This window comes from Paraburkholderia sabiae (assembly GCF_030412785.1).
In the GTDB taxonomy this organism is placed as follows: domain Bacteria; phylum Pseudomonadota; class Gammaproteobacteria; order Burkholderiales; family Burkholderiaceae; genus Paraburkholderia; species Paraburkholderia sabiae.
In genome coordinates this window covers 3,554,034-3,570,124 of the sequence record NZ_CP125295.1, presented here as the reverse complement: position 1 = coordinate 3,570,124, position 16,091 = coordinate 3,554,034, and the positions used below count along the sequence as shown (strand labels likewise).

The following is a 16,091-nucleotide window of genomic DNA, read 5'->3' as shown; positions in this document are numbered from 1 at the left end:
TCGGTTTCTCCCGTCAACGAAGCGCGCGATGCGTCGCGATGAATCACGCGAGCTTGCCCGTATAGCCTTCCAGCAGCGACCACGCTTCGTTGCCGAAGCGATTCTTCCAGTCGGCATAGAAGTTCGCTTGCCGCAATGCCGAGCGGAACGTGTCGGGCGACGGACGGTTGATCGTCAGGCCCTTCGTTTGCAGATCGGCGACGGCGGCATCGTTGAGCTTGTGCACGTCGTCGCGCTGACGCAGCGCGGCCTGGTTGAACGCATCGGCGGTGATGCCTTGCAGGTCTTTCGGCAGCTTCTGCCACGCGCGCTGGTTCAGCACGAACCAGAAGCCGTCCCAGATGTGATTCGTTAGCGAGCAATACTTCTGCACTTCATAGAGCTTCGCCACCTGCACGATGGGCAGCGGGTTTTCCTGCGCATCGACGATATGCGTCTGCAGCGACGAATAGACTTCGCTGAATTGCAGGCTCGTCGGCGCGGCGCCGAGTCCCTTGAACATGTCGATGCTCAACGGGCTGACAGGCACGCGAATCTTCAAACCGTGCATGTCCGATGCGTTGGCGATGGCGCGCGTGCTCGACGTGGTCTCGCGAAAGCCGTTGTCCCACATCTTTTCGAATGATTCGAGGCCTGCTTTCGACATCGCGGCGCGCACATATGCGCCGAGCTTGCCGTCCATCGCGCTCCACACCTGCGAGTAGTCGCTGAACGCGAAGCCGATTGCGTTGATCGCAGCGACGGGCGCGAGCGTCGACACGACGAGCGCCGACGGCGTGAACATTTCGATGCCGCCGCTGCGCACCTGCGCGAGCATGTCGGTATCGCCGCCAAGCTGGTTGTTCGGGAAGATGCGGATTTCCATCCGGCCTTTCGACTGCTCCTTCACCTGATCCGCGGCTTCTTTCGCGCGGACGTTGAGCGGGTGCGTGAGCGGCAGGTTGTTGCCGTACTTGAACGTGTATTGCGGCGCAGCGGCACGGACGATGGCGGGAAAGCCGAGTGCGCCGGCGACGGGTGCTGCCGCTGCCGCGCGCAGGAGCGAGCGCCTGACGAGGTTGGTCATTCGAATGTCTCCTTTTTTGCCGGGCTGCGCGCGTTGGCGATGAACCCGGTCGCTGCGTTTTATGTGGTTTGCTGCTGATGTTTCCTGCTATGGCATCATGCGCCATCAAAAACCATCAAACTTCACACGCGCACAGGCGTCGGTTTTTCGTTACGCTGTGCCGTGAATGCATGATGTTGCTGCAAGACTAGGGACGCACAATCTCCCTGTCAAACCGCAAACCTGATTGTTTTTGATGGAATTTGCCCTCAGGAACCCGCATGGCTGACGCGCCCATTCCTCTTTTTCCGCCGCGCGCGCGGATCGCGGACATCGCCGCTGCGGCGGGCGTGTCGACGGCGACCGTCGATCGCGTATTGAACGGCCGCGAAGGCGTGCGCCCGATGACGGCGCGTCGCGTGATGCAGGCAGCCGCGCAGGCAGGCTATGCGATCGACACGCAAACGCCCGGGACGAAACCGGCGAAGCCGCTAAAGATCGAATTCCTCGTGCCCGCAGGCACGAATCGCTATCTGCGGATGCTTGGCGATTACATTGAGTTCGCGCACAACCAGTGGGCCGCGCAAGGCATGCGCTGCCGCGTGCATTACGTGGAGAGTTTCAACCCGAACGAACTTGCCGCGCGTCTGTTGCACTACGGCCAGCGCGCGGACGGCGTGGTCTTCATGGCGCTCGAACATCCCGTCGTGCGTGACGCAGTGAATGCGCTTGCCGATCAGAATGTGCCTGCCATTACGCTGATTTCGGATCTGTCGAACTCGCGGCGGCTTGCTTATGTCGGCATCGACAACCGTTCAGCGGGACGCACGGCGGCGCTGCTGCTCGGCCGGTTCATGGGACCGCGTCCGGCGGGCAAGATCGCGATGCTGGCGGGCAGTCTCAACTATCGCGGGCATGAGGAACGCGAGATCGGCTTTCTGCATCTGATCGAATCGACCTTTCCGCAAGTGAAGGTGATCGGGCTGCGCGAAGGACAGGACGACAGCGAACGCAACTATGTGCAGACGCGCAATCTGATTGCGCAGCATCCCGATCTGGCGGGCGTCTACAACAGCGGCGGTGGTTCGGATGGCGTGGCGCGCGCGATCGTCGAGGCGAAGACGGAGCAGAAGATTCTTTTCGTCGGACATGGCCTGACGCCGGATACGCGCGCGCTGCTGATAGACGGCACGATGGATGCGCTGATCACGCAGACGCCGCAAGCGATGGTCGGTAACTGCCTGAAAATTTTCCGCAACGTGCACGAAGCACGCGACGCGCTGGACGGCGTGAAGCCCGTGCAGTTCAGCATCGTGCTGCGCGAGAATTTGCCGTGAAGCTTTTGCGGCGCTTCACGGCGCGTCAGGTGTCAGTGCCTGAAACTCAGGTCACTTCGCAAACAGCTGGCCGATATCCTTGAACGCCTTGAACTCCAGCGCATTGCCGCACGGATCGAACAGGAACATCGTCGCCTGCTCGCCAACCTGCCCCTGAAAGCGGATATACGGCTCGATCACGAATTTCGTGCCGAACGACCGCAGCCGCGCCGCGAGCGCTTCCCACTGATCCCACGCAAGTACGACGCCGAAATGCGGCACGGGCACATCGTGACCGTCGACGGGATTGCTGTGCACGCTTTCTTGCGACGCCGTTTTCGGATGCTCGTGAATCACAAGCTGATGGCCGAAGAAATTGAAGTCGACCCACTGCTGGCTGGAGCGGCCTTCTTCGAGCCCGAAAACGCGCCCGTAGAAGTCACGTGCAGCGGGAAGATCGTAGACGGGAATGGCCAGATGAAAAGGCGAAAGGCTCACTGATTTCTCCATAGTGGGGCGCTAATAGTGGATCGATCATACCCACCGCGTTAGTAAAACAAAATCAATATATTATTGGGTGAAGTACAAATGGAATTGATCAATGATCCGCGAACTGAAAACGCTGATTGCCGTCGCTCAGGAAGGCACCTTCGCGGCGGCGGGCAGCAAGATCGGCCTGACGCAAGCCGCTGTCAGCGCGCAGATGCAGCGGCTCGAAGCCGAGTTCGGGTTCGCGCTGTTCGACCGCGAAGGCCGCACCGCGCGCCTCAATGCGACGGGCCAGCAGGTGCTCGTGCAGGCGCAGGAAGTCGTCCGGCTCTATAGCAACCTCAGTTCGACGGCGGCGGATCCCGCCGTCAACGTGCGCGTGAACATCGGCGCGATTGCTTCGGTACAACGCACGTGGTTGCCCGATGCGCTGGCGCGCTTTCATGCGCAATGTCCGGGATGCTGGACGCGCGTGATTCCGGGCGTATCGATGGAGATGCTGAATCTCGTCGATGCAGGCGAGATCGATATCGCGGCCATCATCCGTCCGCCGTTTTCGTTTCAGAGCGATTTGCGCTGGACGACGCTCGCGCAGGAACCGTTCAGGCTGATCGTGCCGCGCGGTGTCAAGGGCAAGGACTGGGCGGCGCTGCTGTCGGAACACCCGTTCATTCGATACGACCGCGCATCGTTCGGCGGACGTCAGGTCGATCGCTTCCTGCGCCGGATGCATTTCACCGTACGCGAAATGTGCGAACTCGACGAACTCGAAGCGATCGTCAGGCTGGTCGAAAACGGCGTCGGCGTGGCGATCGTGCCGCAAACGGCGACGTATCGGCGCTGGCCCGCGAAAGTGCGTGCCGTCGATCTCGGGCATCACACGTTTCATCGCGATGTGGGGCTCGTGCATCGCGCGCCTCAGCATCTGAGCGAGCCTGTGGAAGTGTTGCTGCAATTGATCGAAGCGCAGGCGCTAAAAAAGTCCTAGTTGTGCATCATGCAACGGGCGGCAGGTTTTCTTGCAGGTAGATCGACATCGGTGTCTGCAATGGAAGACCCGAAGGCGTGCCGCGGTTGTAGTGACCCAATATCGCTTCGACGGCGCGCACGGCTTCGACGAACGGGCTTTGATCGAGCACGGCATCCATTACGCCTTCTATCAGCAGTGCGCGGCTGATCTCGGTCAGTTCATGGCCGATCAGCACGGTGGACTGTTCGCGCTTTAATGCTTTGAGCGCGCGTGCAATACCTTCATCGCCGACTGAGAGATTGTAAATACCCCTTAAATCAGGGTACTTTTTGAAGGCATCGCGTGTCAGTCGTTCGGTCGATTTCTCGTCTTCACGGCTCTCGACCGTCGCGACCACTTCACACGCGGGAAACTTGCGGCGCATCACCGATCGGAACGCGCCTTCGCGTTCTTCGTGACCGAGATACGTGCGCAATCCTGCGATCACGATGACCGGTCCGCCGTCGCGTCCGATGAAGCGGCCCATCAGTTCGCCAGCGGTTCTGCCCGCGCACCGGTTGTCGATGCCGACGTATGCGAGCCGCCCGGTATCGGGCAGATCGCTCGCGAGCGTCACGACGGGGATTTTGCGTGCCACGCGCGAGATCGCATCGACGACGACGCTGTGCTCGTACGCCACGACGATCATCGCGTCGGCCTTCTGCGACGCGCGATTGATGACGGCCGCGAGCGATTGCGGTTCGAGGTCGTCGAAGAACGTGAGATGACACACCACGCGATGCGTTTCGAACGACTTCTGCGCGAGTTCGAAGCCTTGCCGCAGCGCCACGTAATACGGCGACGAAGGCTTCTGCGTAAGGATCGCGATGCGCAGCCAGCGCACCGACACCTCGTCGAGCGCACGGTCCATCTTGAGCTTGCGCGCCCATTCGAGCACGCGCGATTCCTTCTCGCGCGCAACGCCGCCACGCCCGTTCAGCACGCGCTCTACGGTCGAATAGCTGACGCCCGATGCCTTCGCGACATCTTCCATCGTCGGCTTTCTTCTGACGTTCATGCCGTGTCTCCCGTTTGAGGAAATGTCCTCAACAAACCGTTTGAGAGCGGAGATTCGATCAACTAGATTTTAACCACCGGAAGCGAACAGGCGTCATCGAAAAAGACGCTGCGTATAGGCGCATTCCGTCGAACTCAGGAGACAAGCATCATGGACAAGCCCCGCTTCCCCGGATTCAAACGCATCGCCGCTGCGCTCGCGGCACTCACGCTCGTCACGGGTTTCACCGCAAACAGCGCCGCCGCCGAAGAGCGCTTCGTGATGGTCAGTCACGGCTCGGATTCGAACGTGTGGTGGAACACCGTGAAGAACGGTATGCGCGACGCGAGCGAAGACTTCAACGTGCCCGTCGATTACCGCAATCCGCCCTCAGGCGATACGGGCGACATGGTGCGCATTCTCGAACAGGCGGCGGCGCGCAACTACTCGGGCGTGATCACGACGGTGCCGAACTTCGAAATGATCCAGAAGGGTCTGCAAGGCGTGAAGGCGAAGCATATTCCGCTTGTCACGATCAACGGCGGCCCTGATTCCGGCATGAAGCTCGGCGCGCTGCTGCATATCGGTCAGCCCGAATACGAGGCAGGAAAAGCGGCCGGCGAGCGCGCGAAAGCGGCGGGCATCCATGAGTTTCTGTGCGTGAATCACGGTGCGGATATTCAGGCGTTGTGGGACCGCTGCAAAGGGTTCGCCGATGCGATCGGTGCGGACTACAAGAAGTCGACGATAGACAGCGGCGAAGATCCGACCGTGATCGAAAGCAAGGTCGCCGCATACCTGCGTTCGCATCCGACGACGCAAGCGATCCTCGCACTCGGCCCCGATCAGGCGACGGGCGTATTGCGCGGTGTGAAGGACGCGGGCATGAGCGGCAAGATCTACGTCGCTACGTTCGATCTTTCGCCCGACATCCTCAAGTCGATCCAGTCCGGGCAGATCGCGTTCGCGATCGATCAGCAGCCGTATTTGCAGGGCTATCTGTCCGTCGCGGCAATGGCGATCGCGATCCGCGACAAAACCAGCGACCCCGCTCGCATCGTCGCGGCACTCAAGGACGACAAGAAGGTGAGCGCTCGTCTCGCGAAGTACGACCTGAAGCCGGTCTATACGGGCTCGACGGTCAGTTCGGGGCCGAGCTTCGTCACCCGCGACAACATCGCGCCCGTGCAGAAGTACGCCGGTTCATATCGCTAGTCATCACTGCACTTCGCGAAGGAAAAACGCAATGAACATCGACATGCATTCGTGGCACCGCGTCGACATCGACCGCAAGGCGCTCAAGGACTTCTCCACGCGCTCCGATGCACGCGGGCTCGTGCAGGCGGGCGGCTTCTTTGCCCTTGTTGTTGTGACGGGTGCGCTCGCGTGGTTCTCGCTCGGCACGGCGTGGGTGATTCCTGCTTTTCTGCTGTATGGAACCGTGTTTGCATTCAGCGAGGCCGCTGCGCATGAGTTGGGACACGGCACGGTGTTCAAGACGCGCTGGCTGAACGAAGCGGTCTACTGGGTCATCTGTTTCATGTCGTGGCGCGAGCAGGTGTACAGCCGCTGGCTGCACGCGAAGCATCACACGTACACGCACTTGACGGCAGCGCCTTATAAAGACCCTGAACTCGCGTTCAAGCATCGCCCGCATAGCTATATCAAGCTGCTGACGGACTTCGTGCGTGTGTCGCATGGCATGCAGTTTCTCAGCGCGATCTTTCTGCATAGCTTCGGCATCGTCACGAAGGGCGCTAAAGAGGTCGTGCCCGAAGCCGAGTACAAGAAGATGTGCGATAACTCGCGTGTGCTGCTGGCCTGCTATGTCGCGGTATTCGTATGGGCCGTGCTTGCGCATAGCTGGTTGCCCATCATGTTCTTGTTTCTGCCGCGTGCATATGGAACATGGCTGCACGAGTTGTGCGCGCTGACGCAGCATACCGGCCTGAAGGAGAACGTGCTCGATCATCGCGTGTCGAGCCGCACGGTGAAGGTGAATGCGGTGGTGCGCTTTCTCTACTGGAACATGAACTTCCACATCGAACATCACATGTTTCCGAGCGTGCCGTTCCATGCATTGCCGAAGTTCCATGAAGCGCTGGCGTCGCAAATGCCGCAACCGTACGATGGTTTGTGGTCCGCATGGCGCGAAATCCTGACGATCTTCGCGAAGCAACGGCGCGACCCTGAGTATGTCGTTGTGCGTGAATTGCCTGTGGGCAAGCGTGGCAACGCTGTCGCGTGAAAGAGCATGATGAAGTCGCGCCGCATGCAAGACGCGGCGCGACTCCAAAGATCAGGTCGACAGAATCGTGACCAGCGCGACAGCCGAATCGCCCGCCAGTTGACCGCCGTTGTTCTCGGCGAGCGCCACCTTCGCGCCAGGCCGTTGCCGTGCGCCTGCCTTACCGCGCAACTGCTGCGTGAGTTCGACGATCTGTGCGACGCCCGTTGCGCCAACGGGATGACCGCGCGACAGCAGACCGCCGCTCGGATTCACCGAAACGCGTCCGCCGATATCGGTGTCACCCGAACGGATCAGCTTCGGCGCATCGCCGGGTGCGCACAGGCCCAGGTTCTCGTAGTGAATCAGTTCGGCAGGTGCGGACGCGTCGTGCAGTTCGACGACATGCACATCCGACGGCCCGATGCCCGCTTCCTCATACGCCGCGTTCGCCGCGCGCACGGCGACCAGTTCGCCCGAACCATCCGCTTTCGCCGACACGATCGAACTCGCGCGAATGAACACGGGGCGAATGTCGTGCTTCGCCGCATATTCTTCCGAGCAGATGAACAACGCAGCGCCGCCGTCGCCGATCGACGAGCACATGAAGAGCGTCAGCGGATCGCTGACCATGCGGCTCGCGAGCACTTCGTCGACGCTCGTTTCGTTGCGGAACTGCGCATGCGGATTCAGCGATCCCGCGCGGCGGCTCTTCACGACGACGCGTGCGAAGTCGCTTGCTTCGGCGCCCGTTTTTTCCATCCACTTGCGCGCTTTCGCCGCGTAAAGGTCCATGAAAAGCGAGCCCGTTCCCGTCGTTACGCCTTCGGGCAGCGGCTCTTCGAGATCGACGGCCTTTGCGAACGCGCCGAACGAAATCGCCTTGTCTTCGTGCGTGAGCTTTTCGACGCCGACGACCAATGCGGTTTCCGACTGCCCCGAAGCGACTGCGAGCCACGCGAGATTCAATGCCGAACTTCCGGACGCGCATGCGTTCTCGACATTGAACATCGGCTTGCCGTCGAGCCCCGTATTGCGCAGCGAAGACTGCGCGCGAATCATCTCCTGACCCGTGACGACGCCCGCCGCCGCATTACCGAAGAAGATGCGATCGACATCGTCCACGCTGGCGCGCGCATCCTTCAACGCGAGCGATACCGCTTCTTCAGCGAGCGACTTCAGATTGCGATCGAGAAACTTGCCAAAGGACGTCATGCCGACGCCACCAATAACCACTTTACGCATTGCTGCCTCCAATGATTGACCTGCTGAATTTCAGAAGCTGATGTCGCGTCGACGCGGCGCGCTCAGTCGAGAACTTTTCCGCGCGTCTCAGGCATCCGCGCATAGACCACGAAGCCGACGACGCACACGGTCGCGACGTAGACCCACAGGTATTGCGACAGACCCGAACTCGACATTGCGGTGACGATGTAGGGCAGCGTGCCGCCGAACAGCGCCGCCGATACCGCGTAAGGCAACGCCACGCCCGTAGCTCGCACATGAGCCGGAAACTGTTCGGCCATCACCGTTGCGCAGGTCGCAGCGAAGCCCGACGAGAGCAGCATGCCGATCGTGACGATAGCGGTCGCGCTCCAGAAGTCGTTGCTGAGGAAGTGCAGCGCGGGCCATGCGAACAGCGCGGAACCGCCTGCGAAGACGAGCAATACAGGCTTGCGGCCGATGCGATCCGACAACTTGCCGATGAACGGAATTGCGATCAGCGACACGACGATCGAGATCACGCTCGCGTTGAACGCATCGTGCAGCGGCAAACCGGTGCGCAGATGCGCAAGCGTCGGAAACAGCACGAGCCACAGATAGACGCAAAGATTGCCCGCCATAGCGATACCGATCACGCGCAGTGCGGCGCGTCGATGTTCGCGAACGATCACGAGAAACGGATGACGCGTGCGCTGATGCGTGGCGGCGCTCTTTCTGAACGCATCCGTTTCGGCGACCGCGAGCCGCACCCACAGCGCGACGAAGCCGAGCAATCCGGCGATCGCAAAGGCGACGCGCCAGCCCCAGCTCGCCATGCCCGCATGGTCAATCAGCGACGTGAGAATCGCACCGATCAATGCGGCAACCAGCACGCCTGCGTTGACCGCGAAGTGCTGCCATGAGCCCGCGAAGCCGCGGCGCGATGGAGCCGACGATTCGATCAGGAACGTCGAAGCCGAGCCGAATTCGCCACCCGCAGCAAAGCCTTGAATCAAACGCGCGAGCACGAGGATCAGCGGTGCGGCAATGCCGATCGATTCATAGCCGGGACACACGGCGATGACGAGCGAGCTGCCCGCCATCAATGCGACCGACAACGCGAGGCCGTTCTTGCGCCCATGCCGGTCAGCATATGCACCGAGCAGCGCGCCGCCTATCGGCCGCATCACGAAGCCGACCGCGAACACTGCGAACGCCGACAGCAGCGACACGCGATCGTTGTTGGCCGGAAAGAAGTGCCGCGAGAAAAGCGCGGCGAAGGTCGCGTAGATGATCCAGTCGGTGAATTCGACGATGGTGCCGAGCGTCGCCGCGACGATGGCTTTGCGCTGCGCTCGCGTGAGCGGCGTGTCGGATGGCTGGGCAACGCCCGGAAGGATGGTGTCCATGTTGTCTCCGTGTCTCTTGTGGTGAGCGCGCGCGGGTTGCACGACGCATGCGGAAAGTGCCGGACGTATCGCTCGAAACGTGCTGTTCAGCGTTTGGCCCTGCACATGGACGCATCCTAGGTTTCGCAAACCACGCCACGCAAACGACTTTTTTTGCGCTGTCGATTGATTTTTTGTGCAGCGTTTCGATTGAGAGAAAGTCAATCGAAACCGCGAAAAAAGTCGTTTGAATGCGGTGTGTCGCGCGACCTAGCATGGAATCCACAGACTTTCATTCCATGGAGACACGTCATGAACGCATCCCCTCACAACCCGTCCGCCGAGGTCGCCATCGTCACGGGCGGCGCGAAGGGCATCGGCTTCGGCATCGCGGCGGCGCTCGCCCGCAAGGGCTTGCGCATCGCGCTGTTCGATCTCGACCGCGCGGCGCTCGATCACGCTGCCAGCGCGCTCGCGGCCGAAGGCGCCGAGGTGATCGGGCTTCCCGTCGATGTGACGAATGGCGCGTCCGTGAACGAAGCCGTCGAAGCCGTCGTCGAGCGCTTTGGCCGCATCGACGTGCTGGTGAACAACGCGGGCATCGTGCGCGACAAGCGCATCACGAAGATGAGCGACGACGACTGGGACGCCGTGATAGGCGTGAATCTCAAGTCGCAGTTTCTGTGCTGCCGCGCGGTGCTCGCGCACATGAGCGCCGCGCGTTACGGGCGCATCGTGAACATTTCGTCGCGCGCGTGGCTGGGCGGCGTCGGCCAGTCCAACTATTCGGCGGCGAAGGGCGGCGTCGTGAGCCTCACGCGCAGCCTCGCGCTCGAATGGGCGAGCGCGGGGATCACGGTGAATGCGGTTGCGCCCGGTATCGTCGATACGCCGCTGTTTCAGGCCTTCGATGCCGAGCTTCAGGAACGGCTGAAGAAGTCGGTACCGGTGCAGCGCATCGGCACGCCGGACGATATCGCGCAGGCCGTGTTGTTCTTCGCGCAACGTGAAGCGTCGTACATCACGGGGCAAACGCTCTACGTGTGCGGCGGCCGTTCGCTGTCTTCGCCGAGCGTGTGAGGAGCTTGAAATGACCATTCACTACAGCGTGTCGGAGCATGTAGCGACCGTGAGCCTCGACCGGCCCGAGGCGCTCAACGCGCTCGATCTCGACAGCCTGAAGGATCTGCGTGCGGCACTCGCCGAAGCGCGCGACGACGATGAGGTGCGCGTGATTGTGCTCACAGGCGCGGGACACAAGTCGTTCTGCGTCGGCGCGGATCTGAAGAATACGCTCCCGCCGACGACGAATTTCAGTTCGTCATTCGTGCGCTCGATCGATCGCGCCGCGGCGGAAGGCATCTACGTGCGATTGATGGACCTCAGTTCGCTGCGCCTCTTCAAGCCGATCATCGGCGCGATCAATGGATACTGCCTCGGCGGCGGGCTCGAACTCGCGCTGCAATGCGATTTGCGAATCGCGTCGAGCAGCGCGGTGTTTGGTTTGCCGGAAGCCGTCGTCGCGAGTATTCCCGCCGTGTGCGGCATTCAGGCGCTGCAAAAAGCCGTGCCGTCCGCGATCGCGATGAAGATGCTGCTGACGGGCTGCAAGATCGATGCGGCTTATGCGGAGCGCGTCGGCCTCGTGTCCGATGTCGTCGAGCCCGAAGCGCTGATGGACAAGGCGCGCGAACTCGCACGCACGATCGCGTCGAATGGACCGCTCGCCGTGCAGATGATCAAGAAGGTCGCGGAAACGAGCAGCAATGTGCCGCTTGCACAGGCGCTCGAATTCACGGAGCTGGCGTGGGGCGCGATGCGCGATTCGGAAGATCGCGTGGAAGGACGCAAGGCGTTCGCCGAGAAGCGCAAGCCGCAATTCAAGGGGCGTTGATGCCGCGTTGAAGCCGCGTTCAAGCCGTTAGCGGCCCGCTTCGCCGATCGAAAGCAGCCAGTTGCGAAACGCGGCGAACTCGGGATTCGACAGATGTTCGCGCGGATAGATCAGGTAGTACGTGAACGCGCCCAGATCGAGCACGAAAGAGAAGGGCGTCACGAGCGTGCCGTCGCGCAGTTGATCGGCGACGAGCACGCGCTGCGCCATCGCGACGCCGACGCCTTGCGTCGCCGCGAAGTACGCGAGGATCGAGCTTTCGTAGCTGAGTCCGCTCAACGGATTCACGCCGCGCACGCCCGCCGCGTCGAGCCATTTCGCCCAGTCCTCGCGACGCGCCAGCGAATGCAGCAACGGCACATTGCGCAGCGCTTCGGGCGTGGCGTCGGTGAGATCGGGATGCGCGCGCAGGAACTCGGGGCTGCACACAGGCACGAGTTCGTTCGGCACGAGTCGATCATGACCGACATCCGACGAAGGCGCGTGCGACAGTCGGATCGCCGCATCGACGTCTTCGGTGTTGAAGTCGACGGGTTGCAGCGACGTCGTGAGACTCACTTCGATGTCGGGATGCTCGCGATGAAACGTCGACAGACGCGGCAGCAGCCAGTTCATCGAAAAAGTGGTGTAGCCGCGAATCTTGAGCGTGCGGCGGCGGCGCGCTTCCGTGAGATTGATGGTCGCGGTGCGCATCGTTTCGAAGCCGCGCACGATGTCGGCGAGATAGCGCTCGCCCATCGGCGTCAACGCGATCGCGCGATGTCCGCGTTCGAACAGCAGCACGCCGAGCTGGTCTTCGAGCAGCTTGATCTGCCGGCTGACGGCCGCGGGCGTGACATTGAGTTCGTTCGCGGCGAGCTGCACGCTGAGCAGCCGGCCGCAGACCTCGAAGGCACGCAGTGCGTTGAGTGACGGAAGGGTTCGCATCGAAAAATGGTAGCACGCGTATCGCTCGGCGAATGCCGGGAAAGCTACGTAGAAACGCGCTCGCGGCGACCTCAGCAAAACTCAATCGAGCGCGCAGGAAATGTCGTTTGAGCGCGGCTGCGACACGCCGTATCTTTGGTTCAAAGTGAGACTCAAGGAGACAACCATGCTGGACGGTGTGCGAATTCTGGCCTGGGGCACGCGCCACGCAGTCAGGCTCGGCGCGACGCTGCTCGAACGCGCGGGCGCGCAGGTGACGTTCGGCGGCGCGCAAGCTGCGCAAGGGTACGACGTGATCGTGGTTTCGTCGGACGTGAGTTCGGCCGACGAGCGTAGCGTGATCGCGGAACTGAAGGCGTCCGCTACGCATATCGTGTGCGACATCACCGCTACGGGGCCGCAAAATGCGCGCGTGGGCATGCGCGGTTCCGATGCGCAGATTCAGGCGATCAGCGGATTGATGGACACGACGGGATTCGCGCATGGCGAACCCGTGCACATCGGCGTGCCGTTCACGGAGATTTCGGCGGCGCTCTATGCGTGCGCGGCAATTGCGGCGGCCGTTCGCGTGAAGCGGTTGCGCGGCATCGTGCAGAACATCGACGTGACGCTATTCGGTTGCGCCGCCAGCGCGCTCACGACGTTTCTGCCGACGGCGTTCGCGCAAGGAACGGTTGGCCGCGTCGGCAACCGGCATCCGGCCTGCGCGCCGTGGAATGCTTACGCGACGCGCGACGGCTGGATCCTCATCTGCACCAGCACCGAAGAACAGTGGCGCAAGATCAAGGACGTAGCCAGCGCGCCGCAACTCGACGATCCGCGCTTCGCGAGCTTGCGTGAACGCGTGGCGCACGTCGACGAACTCGATGCGTTGATCGAAACGTGGACGTCGACATTGACCACAAGCGAATGCTCGCAGGTGTGCGAGCAGATCGGCGTGGCGGCCGGGCCGATCGTGTCCGTCGAGGAGTTGAGCAAGGAGCCGAATTTCCGCATGCGTCACGCGGATGCTGCGATGCAGATCGACACGCAAGGCATCGACGGTGACACGTATAAGCGCGTCTCGATCTTCAATACTGCGCGTCTGACCGACGACGCATGCGCTGCGCCGTGCACTGATCGAGAAGCCGCGCCGCATGCGGGCCCGCTTGCGGGCATCAAGGTCGTCGAGATCGGCCAGTACACGACGGCGCCGCTCGTCGGCAAGCACCTCGCGGCGCTCGGCGCGGAAGTCGTGAAGATCGAGCCGCCCGATGGCGAAGTGGCGCGTTCATGGACGCCGGGTCAGGCGGGCACGAGTTACTTTTTTGCGCTCAACAACACCGACAAGCAGACCATCGCGCTCGATCTGAAGCAGCAAGCCGACCGCGCATATCTGAGCACGCTGCTCGCCGACGCCGACGTGCTCGTCGAAAATCTGCGTCCTGGTGCGCTCGCGAAACTCGGCTTCGATCGCGATGCGCTCGGCAAGATCAATCCGCGTCTGATCTATTGCTCGATTTCGGGTTTCGGCATCGCGTCCGCGTATCCCGCCAGGCCCGCGTTCGATACGGTGATTCAGGCGATGGGCGGTCTCATGGACCTGACACGCAGCGCAGGCGAGCCGGTCAAGCTCGGCGCGTCGGGGGCGGATATTCTCGGCGGTCAGGCGGCGCTGCTCGCGATCGTCGCTTGCCTTGCCGGTCCGGCGCGGCAGGACGGCACGTTCGTCGAAATATCGATGCAGGATGTCGCCGCCTGGTGTGCGCTGTTTGCTTCGGGCAACCCGGAGCGGCAGGGAATCGCCGTCGCGTGCATCGACGGACATGTGTGGCTGGAAAGCGATGAGCATGCCGATGCAGCAGCGCTCGCAGCGCATGCAAAGCAGGCGCGCTGTAGCGTGCTGACGCGTGCGTCGGCGGTTGCGGCGCTCGCGAAAGCGGGCGTCAGCGCAGTGCCCGTCGCGCGCGTGCACGAACTGATCGAGGACGGCGATTTTCTCGCGGACGTGCTGAGCGTCGCGCGCGATGCGAACGGTGCGTTCTGGCCCGTCCTCAAGGTGCCGTATCGCCTGTCGCGCACGCCCGCGCGCGTGCGTGCCGTGCCGGGCGCGCCGACGCGAACGGCGTCGCCGCTCTTCGCAACGCTCGCCGTCTGAGAATATTTCTCACCGCAGCGACACCTTCTAATGCATTAGGATATCTGCCACTTTGCTGCGCCCCACAGCAGCGATGTGTTGCAGTTCCATATAAGAGGTGTCGAATGAATAATCGACGGGGAGGCGCTTCGCGATCTATCGCGGTGCGGCTGACGTGGTGGATCGCATGCGTGATCGTGGCGCTGAGCGCGGCCGCGTGCGTTGTGTCGTTTGCGGCCGCGTATGTCGAGGCAAATAAACTGCAGGACGGCCATCTCCGGGAAATCGGCGCGTTGATCGATAGCGGGGAAATCGTCCTCACGCGATCGGCCGCCGCGTGGCACGGCAGCGAAGACGAGGACGTGCGGCTCGTCATCTCGCGCCTCGACAAGCCTTCGACGGATACCGATGCGCTCATTCCCGTTTCCACACTGTCGGGTCTCGCGGACGGCATGCATAACGTCGAGGTCAAGCACCAGAGCTGGCGCGTCAGCGTGCGGACGCTGACGAACGGCGAGCGCATTTCGGTTGCGGAGCGTTCGGCGATCCGCGACGAAATCGCCAGCGACGGCGCATTGCGAACACCGCTGCCGATGCTTGCGCTGACACCTGTTCTGATCGTCGTGGTGGTCGTGCTCGTGCGGCGGATGTTGTTGCCGTTGCGACGACTCGCAAAGGTCGTGGATCAACAGGACGACGCGACGTTCGATGTGCTGTCCGAGCAGGACATCCCCAAAGAGCTGCTGCCGTTCGTGACGTCGATCAACCGGCTCATCGGGCGGCTGAAGGAGGCGATGTCGCAGCAGCGCAGGTTTATCGCCGACGCCGCGCACGAGCTGCGTTCGCCGCTTGCGGCGCTGTCGTTGCAGGCTGAGCATCTCGGCGCCGCTGGCAATCCGCATGTCGCCCGCGAACGGCTCGTCACGTTTCAGGCTGCGCTGCGGCGCACGGTGCGGCTCGTCGAACAGCTGCTCGCGCTTGCGCGTTCGCAGCATGGCTCGACGATCGAGCCGTCGGCGGTTTCCCTTCGACAACTCGCCACGGATGCCGTCGTCAATGCCGTCGACATGGCGCAGGGCAAGCAGGTCGATCTCGGGCTGGAGAAGGTCGACGATATCGACGTGATCGTCGATGTCCCGGCGCTGGCAATCGTGTTGCGCAATCTCGTCGACAACGCCGTGCGCTATACGCCCGCGGGCGGCAAGGTCGATGTGTCGGTGACGCGCAGCGCGGGGAATCTGCTGGTCGAGGTGACGGACACCGGGCCGGGCATCCCCGACGATCAGTTGCTGCGCGTACTCGAACCGTTTTACCGGATGCCCGGCACGGTCGCGGCGGGCAGTGGACTCGGGTTGTCGATCGTGTCGGAAATCGCCCGGCGCAGCGGCGGTCAGCTTGTGCTGGAGAATGTCGCGGGCGGATTGCGCGCGTCTTATCGGCATCCGTTGCGAAGCTGATCGGCCTGCGTCAACGCCGTTTG

14 protein-coding genes are annotated in these 16,091 nt (G+C 62.3%); 8 read left to right on the top strand and 6 right to left on the bottom strand.

Going from position 1 to position 16,091, the window contains the following annotated elements; all coding sequences use genetic code 11:
• Window positions 1–43: 43 nt before the first annotated feature.
• A complete protein-coding gene (locus QEN71_RS16015) occupies window positions 44–1,066 on the bottom strand; it encodes a TRAP transporter substrate-binding protein (RefSeq protein WP_201648532.1) in 1,023 nt (340 codons plus the stop codon).
• A gap of 260 nt (window positions 1,067–1,326) precedes the next feature.
• Here QEN71_RS16015 and QEN71_RS16010 point away from each other — a divergent pair, with 260 nt between their 5' ends.
• Complete coding sequence (locus QEN71_RS16010; RefSeq protein WP_201648533.1) at window positions 1,327–2,382, top strand: LacI family DNA-binding transcriptional regulator; 1,056 nt, start codon at window positions 1,327–1,329, stop codon at window positions 2,380–2,382.
• Between the two features lie 51 nt (window positions 2,383–2,433).
• Here the strand turns inward: QEN71_RS16010 and QEN71_RS16005 are convergent, their stop codons facing one another.
• Window positions 2,434–2,859 (bottom strand): VOC family protein, encoded by a 426-nt coding sequence (locus QEN71_RS16005; RefSeq protein ID WP_201648534.1) that lies wholly within the window; start codon window positions 2,857–2,859, stop codon window positions 2,434–2,436.
• 103 nt (window positions 2,860–2,962) lie between these two features.
• On the opposite strand from QEN71_RS16005, the gene QEN71_RS16000 reads away from it, so the two are divergent.
• Window positions 2,963–3,838 carry a LysR substrate-binding domain-containing protein gene (locus tag QEN71_RS16000; RefSeq protein ID WP_201648535.1) on the top strand — a complete coding sequence of 292 codons (876 nt, stop codon included), beginning with the start codon at window positions 2,963–2,965 and terminating at the stop codon, window positions 3,836–3,838.
• Between the two features lie 7 nt (window positions 3,839–3,845).
• Here the strand turns inward: QEN71_RS16000 and QEN71_RS15995 are convergent, their stop codons facing one another.
• On the bottom strand, window positions 3,846–4,877 hold the full coding sequence (locus QEN71_RS15995) for a LacI family DNA-binding transcriptional regulator (RefSeq protein WP_201648536.1): 1,032 nt from the start codon (window positions 4,875–4,877) through the stop codon (window positions 3,846–3,848).
• A gap of 150 nt (window positions 4,878–5,027) precedes the next feature.
• Between QEN71_RS15995 and QEN71_RS15990 the strand changes: the two genes are divergently transcribed.
• Entirely contained in the window at window positions 5,028–6,071 is a 1,044-nt protein-coding gene (locus QEN71_RS15990) for a sugar ABC transporter substrate-binding protein (RefSeq protein ID WP_201648537.1), read from the top strand.
• Between the two features lie 31 nt (window positions 6,072–6,102).
• A complete protein-coding gene (locus QEN71_RS15985) occupies window positions 6,103–7,104 on the top strand; it encodes a fatty acid desaturase (protein ID WP_201648538.1) in 1,002 nt (333 codons plus the stop codon).
• Between the two features lie 51 nt (window positions 7,105–7,155).
• Here the strand turns inward: QEN71_RS15985 and QEN71_RS15980 are convergent, their stop codons facing one another.
• Both QEN71_RS15980 and QEN71_RS15975 read right to left on the bottom strand, forming a co-directional pair.
• Window positions 7,156–8,328, bottom strand: coding sequence for a thiolase family protein (locus QEN71_RS15980; protein WP_201648539.1), 1,173 nt, complete (start codon window positions 8,326–8,328; stop codon window positions 7,156–7,158).
• Window positions 8,329–8,390: 62 nt separating this feature from the next.
• Window positions 8,391–9,695, bottom strand: coding sequence for an MFS transporter (locus QEN71_RS15975; RefSeq protein WP_201648540.1), 1,305 nt, complete (start codon window positions 9,693–9,695; stop codon window positions 8,391–8,393).
• 291 nt (window positions 9,696–9,986) lie between these two features.
• Here QEN71_RS15975 and QEN71_RS15970 point away from each other — a divergent pair, with 291 nt between their 5' ends.
• Window positions 9,987–10,754: an SDR family oxidoreductase gene (locus QEN71_RS15970; protein ID WP_201648541.1), complete on the top strand. Its 768-nt coding sequence runs from the start codon at window positions 9,987–9,989 to the stop codon at window positions 10,752–10,754.
• A gap of 10 nt (window positions 10,755–10,764) precedes the next feature.
• On the top strand, window positions 10,765–11,568 hold the full coding sequence (locus tag QEN71_RS15965; RefSeq protein ID WP_201648542.1) for an enoyl-CoA hydratase/isomerase family protein: 804 nt from the start codon (window positions 10,765–10,767) through the stop codon (window positions 11,566–11,568).
• A gap of 27 nt (window positions 11,569–11,595) precedes the next feature.
• Here the strand turns inward: QEN71_RS15965 and QEN71_RS15960 are convergent, their stop codons facing one another.
• Window positions 11,596–12,495, bottom strand: a complete 900-nt coding sequence (locus tag QEN71_RS15960) for a LysR substrate-binding domain-containing protein (protein WP_201648543.1) — start codon at window positions 12,493–12,495, stop codon at window positions 11,596–11,598.
• Between the two features lie 166 nt (window positions 12,496–12,661).
• Between QEN71_RS15960 and QEN71_RS15955 the strand changes: the two genes are divergently transcribed.
• A complete protein-coding gene (locus QEN71_RS15955; protein ID WP_201648544.1) occupies window positions 12,662–14,632 on the top strand; it encodes a CaiB/BaiF CoA-transferase family protein in 1,971 nt (656 codons plus the stop codon).
• A gap of 104 nt (window positions 14,633–14,736) precedes the next feature.
• Window positions 14,737–16,068, top strand: coding sequence for a sensor histidine kinase (locus QEN71_RS15950; protein WP_201648545.1), 1,332 nt, complete (start codon window positions 14,737–14,739; stop codon window positions 16,066–16,068).
• The last annotated feature ends 23 nt before the right edge of the window (window positions 16,069–16,091 follow it).

Coding starts and splice junctions, on each gene's coding strand:
- QEN71_RS15995 (WP_201648536.1), bottom strand. CDS start 4,877: ATGAACGTCAGAAGAAAGCCGACGATGGAAGATGTCGCGAAGGCATCG.
- QEN71_RS15990 (WP_201648537.1), top strand. CDS start 5,028: ATGGACAAGCCCCGCTTCCCCGGATTCAAACGCATCGCCGCTGCGCTC.
- QEN71_RS16010 (WP_201648533.1), top strand. CDS start 1,327: ATGGCTGACGCGCCCATTCCTCTTTTTCCGCCGCGCGCGCGGATCGCG.
- QEN71_RS15985 (WP_201648538.1), top strand. CDS start 6,103: ATGAACATCGACATGCATTCGTGGCACCGCGTCGACATCGACCGCAAG.
- QEN71_RS15980 (WP_201648539.1), bottom strand. CDS start 8,328: ATGCGTAAAGTGGTTATTGGTGGCGTCGGCATGACGTCCTTTGGCAAG.
- QEN71_RS15960 (WP_201648543.1), bottom strand. CDS start 12,495: ATGCGAACCCTTCCGTCACTCAACGCACTGCGTGCCTTCGAGGTCTGC.
- QEN71_RS16000 (WP_201648535.1), top strand. CDS start 2,963: ATGATCCGCGAACTGAAAACGCTGATTGCCGTCGCTCAGGAAGGCACC.
- QEN71_RS15970 (WP_201648541.1), top strand. CDS start 9,987: ATGAACGCATCCCCTCACAACCCGTCCGCCGAGGTCGCCATCGTCACG.
- QEN71_RS15965 (WP_201648542.1), top strand. CDS start 10,765: ATGACCATTCACTACAGCGTGTCGGAGCATGTAGCGACCGTGAGCCTC.
- QEN71_RS15950 (WP_201648545.1), top strand. CDS start 14,737: ATGAATAATCGACGGGGAGGCGCTTCGCGATCTATCGCGGTGCGGCTG.
- QEN71_RS16015 (WP_201648532.1), bottom strand. CDS start 1,066: ATGACCAACCTCGTCAGGCGCTCGCTCCTGCGCGCGGCAGCGGCAGCA.
- QEN71_RS15975 (WP_201648540.1), bottom strand. CDS start 9,695: ATGGACACCATCCTTCCGGGCGTTGCCCAGCCATCCGACACGCCGCTC.
- QEN71_RS15955 (WP_201648544.1), top strand. CDS start 12,662: ATGCTGGACGGTGTGCGAATTCTGGCCTGGGGCACGCGCCACGCAGTC.